This is a genomic window from Blastococcus sp. CT_GayMR20, assembly GCF_004570345.1.
Window position 1 is genome coordinate 1 of the sequence record NZ_SPQM01000216.1, and the last position, 5687, is coordinate 5687.

Here is a 5687-nt window from a genome sequence, read left to right on the forward strand (position 1 = left end):
CCCAGTGCGTTCTCCGGCTCCGCGCTGACCGCCTCCGGGGAATGGAACTTCGTCAGCTCGAGCCGGCCGTGGCCGTCCGGGGTCCGCATCATCGCGATGTCGACCCGGACGCCGTCGAGCCCGTTGAACCCCGGAGCGCCGGGGCGCCGTCCCGCTCCGATGCCGGCGGCCAGGGCGTCGTCCTCGTCGGCGTAGCGCGCCGCCACGCCCGCGAGCGTGGCGGCCACGGCGCGCGCCCCGTCGGCCAGCAGCTCCTCGGCGGTCGCCCAGGCGAGCGCACAGCACTGGGCCGTCCAGCCCTCGTCCCCGCCCAGCGCGGTGGCGAAGGACCGGCCGGTCGACCGGCAGAGCTCGGCGTCGCCGGCGAGCTGCCCGGCCAGGACCCCGAGCTCGGTCGCCAGTGCGTGCAGGGCGGCCGGCTGGACCGAGAAGGCTTCCAGGGGTGAGGACATGCGGCGACGCTAGGAGCGGGCGCCCCCGCTCCGTGCGCCGACGTCCACAGCCGACGACGACGTCCACATCTCCCCCGCGATCCTTCGGCCGGGTTCCTGCCGACCGGAGGATCGCGGGTGTGCGGAGATCAGGGAGCGGTGACCTTCAAACCGCTCGAGGCGTCGCTGGCGGCACCGCCGACGACGACCGACCGGCGCTTCGAGACGACCACCGCGGCCACGATCACCACGACCGCGGCGATCGCGATCGCGACGCGGAGACCGGTGTTGGAGTCGTCGCCGACGGACATGGTGACGACGGCCGGCGCGATGATCAGGGCGACGAGGTTCATCACCTTGATCAGCGGGTTGATCGCCGGGCCGGCGGTGTCCTTGAACGGGTCGCCCACGGTGTCGCCGATGACGGTCGCGGCGTGCGCCTCGCTGCCCTTTCCGCCGTAGGCGCCGTCCTCGACCATCTTCTTCGCGTTGTCCCAGGCGCCGCCGGAATTGGCGAGGAACACCGCCATCAGGGTGCCGGCCGCGATCGCTCCGACCAGGTAGGCCGCCAGCGGGCCGATGCCGAGGCCGAAGCCGACCGCGACCGGGGCGAGGACGGCGAGCAGACCCGGCGTCGCGAGCTCCCGCAGTGAGTCCTTGGTGCAGATGTCCACCACGGCGCTGTAGTCCGGGCGCTCGGTGTAGTCCATGATCCCGGGCCGCGTGCGGAACTGCTCGCGCACCTCGAAGACCACCCGGCCGGCGGCCCGTGAGACCGCGCTGATGGCCAGGCCGGAGAAGAAGAAGACCACCGCCGCCCCGAGTACCGCGCCGACGACGTTGTTCGGGTTCACCAGGCTGAAGGCGTCGCCGAGGGTCTCGCCGGCCTCGTCGAGGGCGACCCCGACCTGGGCGTTGTAGGACCCGAAGAGCGCGGTGGCGGCCAGGACCGCCGTCGCGATCGCGATGCCCTTGGTGATGGCCTTCGTGGTGTTGCCGACGGCGTCGAGGTCGGTGAGGGTGCGGGCGCCCTCCTCGTCGATGTCACCGGACATCTCGGCGATGCCCTGCGCGTTGTCGCTGACCGGGCCGAACGTGTCCATCGCGACGATCACCCCGGCGGTGGTCAGCAGACCGCAGCCGGCCAGCGCGACGGCGTAGAGCGCGGCGCCGCCACCGATGAGGAACGCCCCGTAGACGCCGGCGCCGATGAGCAGGGCGGCGTAGACGGCCGACTCCAGGCCGAGCGAGATCCCGGAGAGGATCACCGTGGCCGGGCCGGTCAGCGAGCTGCGGCCGATGTCCTTGACCGGCTTGCGGCTGGTCTCGGTGAAGTAGCCGGTGAGCTGCTGGATGGTCGCGGCGAGCACGACGCCGATGAGCACCGAGACGAACCCGAGGACCTGCGGGCTGACCGACAGGTCGGAGACCTCGGCGATGCTGGGCAGGTAGGTGAAGGAGGCCGCGGCGACGAGCACGAGGGAGACCGCGGCGGAGGTGAAGAAGCCCCGGTTGATCGGGACCATGCCGCTGGAGTCGGTCTTGCTCGGCCTGGTGGCCAGGACGCCGACGACGGAGGCGATCACGCCGATCGCGGCGACCAGCAGCGGGAAGACCATGCCGACGTTGCCGAAGAAGACCTGTCCGAGGATCAGGGCGGCGACCAGGGTGACGGCGTAGGACTCGAAGAGGTCGGCGGCCATGCCGGCGCAGTCGCCGACGTTGTCGCCCACGTTGTCGGCGATCGTCGCGGCGTTGCGCGGGTCGTCCTCGGGGATGCCCGCCTCGACCTTCCCGACGAGGTCGGCGCCGACGTCGGCCGCCTTCGTGAAGATGCCGCCGCCGACACGCATGAACATGGCCAGCAGGGCGCCACCGAAGCCGAAGCCCTCGAGCACGATCGGCGCGGTCTCGTCGAAGAGCAGCAGGGCCAGTGCCGAGCCGAACAGGCCGAGCCCGATCGTGATCATGCCGACGACGCCACCGGTGCGGTAGGCGATGCGGAAGGCCGGCTGGTAGCCGCCGCCGCGCGCCGCGGCCGCGACCCGGACGTTGCCGCGGGTGGCCAGCGTCATCCCGATGAAGCCGACGGACGCCGAGAACAGCGCGCCGACGAGGAAGAACACGGCCCGGCCGATGCGGGTCTCCCAGCCGCCCTCGGCGACGGGGAGGACGAGCAGGAGCAGGAACACGATGACGGCGAAGACGCCGAGCGTGCGGAACTGCCGTCTGAGGTAGGCCGCCGCGCCTTCCTGTACCGCCTGGGCGATCTCACGCATCTTCACCGTGCCCTGGTCGGCGGCCATGACCGCCTTGACCAGGAAGGCGGCGAAGCCCAGGGCGGCAAGGGAGACGACGAGGACGATGGCAACCAGGGCCATGTCCCCGCCGGACAGCGAACTTTCCGGCATGTGTTCCTCCAAGCGGTCGACGGCCGCCGGGAGGCGTCCTGCACCCCGGATCGGCAAGCATCCGCCCGGCACGCGGGAAGCCCCACGCACCGGACGCGGCGCGAGTGTAAGGGAGGTCACAGACCGTGTAGACGTCCACGACGTTTTGTAGCCCGGATCACATCGGTGGGATTCCGGTCGCCCGCGGATCGCCGAGAGGTGTGACAGTGGTGTCGTGACACTCGTCCACCCCGCCGAGGTGCTGCCCGGCGCCGACCTCCTGGCGTCGGTGCTGGCGGGCACGGACGAGGAGGAACAGCCGGTCACGCACGTGCACCACGTGCCGGTCCGGGTCAGCAGCACGCTGCCGTGGCCCCAGTGGGTCAGCGCCCCGTTGCGGAGCCGGCTGGAGGAGCGGGGGGTGCTGGCGCCCTGGCGGCACCAGGTCGACGCCGCCCAGCTCGCCCGGGACGGCCGACACGTCGTCGTCGCGACCGGGACGGCGTCGGGCAAGTCGCTGGCCTACCAGCTGCCGGCCCTGACCCGGCTCGCCGAGGACCCGCGCGCCTGCGTGCTGTACCTCGCGCCCACGAAGGCGCTGGCCCGCGACCAGCTCGCCTCGGTCGCGGCGCTGGCCGATCCCTCGGTCCGACCGGCTGCCTACGACGGGGACACCCCGGGTGAGGAACGGGACTGGGTCCGCCGGCACTCGCGCTGGATCGTGACGAACCCCGACATGCTCCACCGGGGGATCCTGCCGGCGCACCAGAAGTGGTCGAGCACGCTGCGGCGGGTCGCCTACGTCGTGATCGACGAGTGCCACGCCTACCGCGGGGTGTTCGGCTCGCACGTCGGGCACGTGCTGCGCCGGCTCCGCCGGATCTGCCGCCGCTACGGGGCCGAGCCGGTCTTCGTGCTGGCCTCGGCCACGGTCGCCGACCCCGCGGCCGCGGCCACGCGCCTGGTCGGTGCGCCGGTCGAGGCGGTCACCGTGGACGGCTCGCCGCGTCCCGGTGCGACCTTCGCGCTGTGGGAGCCGCCCCTGACCGAGCGGACCGGCGAGCACGGCGCACCGCTGCGGCGGTCCGCGGCCTCCGACGCCGCCGGCCTGCTCGCCGACCTCGTCGAGCGGGGTGCCCGGACGCTGGCGTTCGTGCGTTCCCGGCGCAGCGCGGAGTCGGTGGCCGAGCAGGCGCGCAGGCTGCTGCACGACCGGGGGCGGAACGACCTGGTGCGGCGGGTGGACTCCTACCGCGGCGGCTACCTGCCGGAGGAGCGGCGCGAGCTGGAGCGGGCGCTGTCGGCCGGCGACCTGCTGGGCGTCGCCACGACCAACGCCCTGGAGCTCGGCATCGACATCGCGGGCCTCGACGCCGTCGTGCTCGCCGGCTACCCGGGCACCCTCGCCTCGCTGTGGCAGCAGGCCGGGCGCGCGGGGCGGGCGCAGAAGGAGTCGCTGGTCGTCTTCGTCGCCCGCGACGACCCGCTGGACCACTACCTGGCCCACCATCCGCGGGCGGTGTTCGGCCGCCCGATCGAAGCAACCGTGACCGACCCGGGGAACCCGTACGTCCTCGGCCCGCAGCTGTGCTGCGCCGCGGCCGAGCTGCCGCTGCGGCCGGAGGACCTGCCCGACTTCGGCGGTCCGGCCGCGGAGGCCCAGCTCGAGGAGCTCGTGGCGGCCGGACAGCTGCGCCGCCGCCCCGCGGGCTGGTACTGGGCCGGGCGGGGACGCCCCGACGTCGACATCCGCGGCAGCGGCGGGGAGCCGGTGGCCATCATCGAGGCCGAGACCGGCCGGCTGCTCGGCACCGTGGACGCCGACGCCGCGCACTCCACGGTGCACGACGGCGCCCTCTACGTGCACCGCGGCGACACCTTCGTCGTCGACGAGTTCGACGTCGAGGACGCCTGCGCCGTCGTGCACGCCGAGAGCCCCGACTGGACGACGGTCGCCCGCGACGTGACGGACCTCGGCATCGTCTCCGTCGACGTCACCCGCCGGCTCGGCACCGTCACCGCGCACACCGGGGTGGTCGACGTGACCAACCAGGTCGTGGCCTACCAGCGACGGCGGCTCGGCACCGGCGAGGTGCTCGCCGAGTTCCCGCTCGACCTCCCGGCGCGGCAGCTGCGGACGCGCGCCGTGTGGCTGACCTTCGACGACCGGGCCATCGAGCACGCCGAGCTGGACGAGGTGGAGGTGCCCGGGTCGCTGCACGCCGCGGAGCACGCCGCGATCGGCATCCTGCCGCTGCTGGCGACCTGCGACCGGTGGGACCTCGGGGGGCTGTCGACCGCCCTGCACCCGGACACCGGGACCGCGGCGATCTTCGTCTACGACGGCCACCCGGGCGGTGCCGGCTTCAGCGAGCGCGGCTACGCGGTCCTGCGACGCTGGCTGCAGGCCACGCGCGCGACCGTGGCCAGCTGCGAGTGCGAGAGCGGCTGCCCGTCGTGCGTGCAGTCGCCCAAGTGCGGAAACGGCAACGACCCCCTCGACAAGGCGGGGGCGGTGCGAGTGCTCGATGTCGTCCTCGACGAGCTGGCCGCCGATGAGGGGCCCCTCGACGACTCCGGCGAGGACCCCACCCGCTGACCGGGTCTCGGCGACCGGACCGGCGCGCGCCCGGGCGGTCGCGGAGTGGACGCCGAGCCGGCCCAGCTCCAGCCGCACGCTGACCTCGACGTCGGCGATCCCGTCCGCCCCGACGACGCAGGACGTCAGGTCGGCGCCGTTGGCGGCCGCGACCTCCACCGCCCGGGAGCACCCGTCGGCCAGCCCCTGCACCGCCTCGCCGGCGGCGGCCAGCGCGGCGAGGTCGGCGGCGGCCGTCGCCCGGTGGCGGGCGGTGACCGCCAGGCC

At 73.9% G+C, this 5687-nt stretch carries 3 protein-coding genes and 1 pseudogene; 2 read left to right on the forward strand and 2 right to left on the reverse strand.

Going from position 1 to position 5687, the window contains the following annotated elements:
- Both E4P40_RS28685 and E4P40_RS25760 read right to left on the reverse strand, forming a co-directional pair.
- A pseudogene (locus E4P40_RS28685) lies at nucleotides 1–452 on the reverse strand (hypothetical protein); the annotation flags it as partial.
- A 128-nt stretch (nucleotides 453–580) separates the two neighbouring features.
- Nucleotides 581–2842: a sodium-translocating pyrophosphatase gene (locus E4P40_RS25760; RefSeq protein WP_135161172.1), complete on the reverse strand. Its 2262-nt coding sequence runs from the start codon at nucleotides 2840–2842 to the stop codon at nucleotides 581–583.
- 214 nt (nucleotides 2843–3056) lie between these two features.
- Here E4P40_RS25760 and E4P40_RS25765 point away from each other — a divergent pair, with 214 nt between their 5' ends.
- Both E4P40_RS25765 and E4P40_RS29215 read left to right on the forward strand, forming a co-directional pair.
- Nucleotides 3057–5420, forward strand: a complete 2364-nt coding sequence (locus E4P40_RS25765) for a DEAD/DEAH box helicase (RefSeq protein ID WP_245160590.1) — start codon at nucleotides 3057–3059, stop codon at nucleotides 5418–5420.
- 45 nt (nucleotides 5421–5465) lie between these two features.
- Nucleotides 5466–5687 (forward strand): hypothetical protein (locus E4P40_RS29215; protein WP_245160591.1); only part of this gene is annotated, 222 nt, incomplete at its 3' end.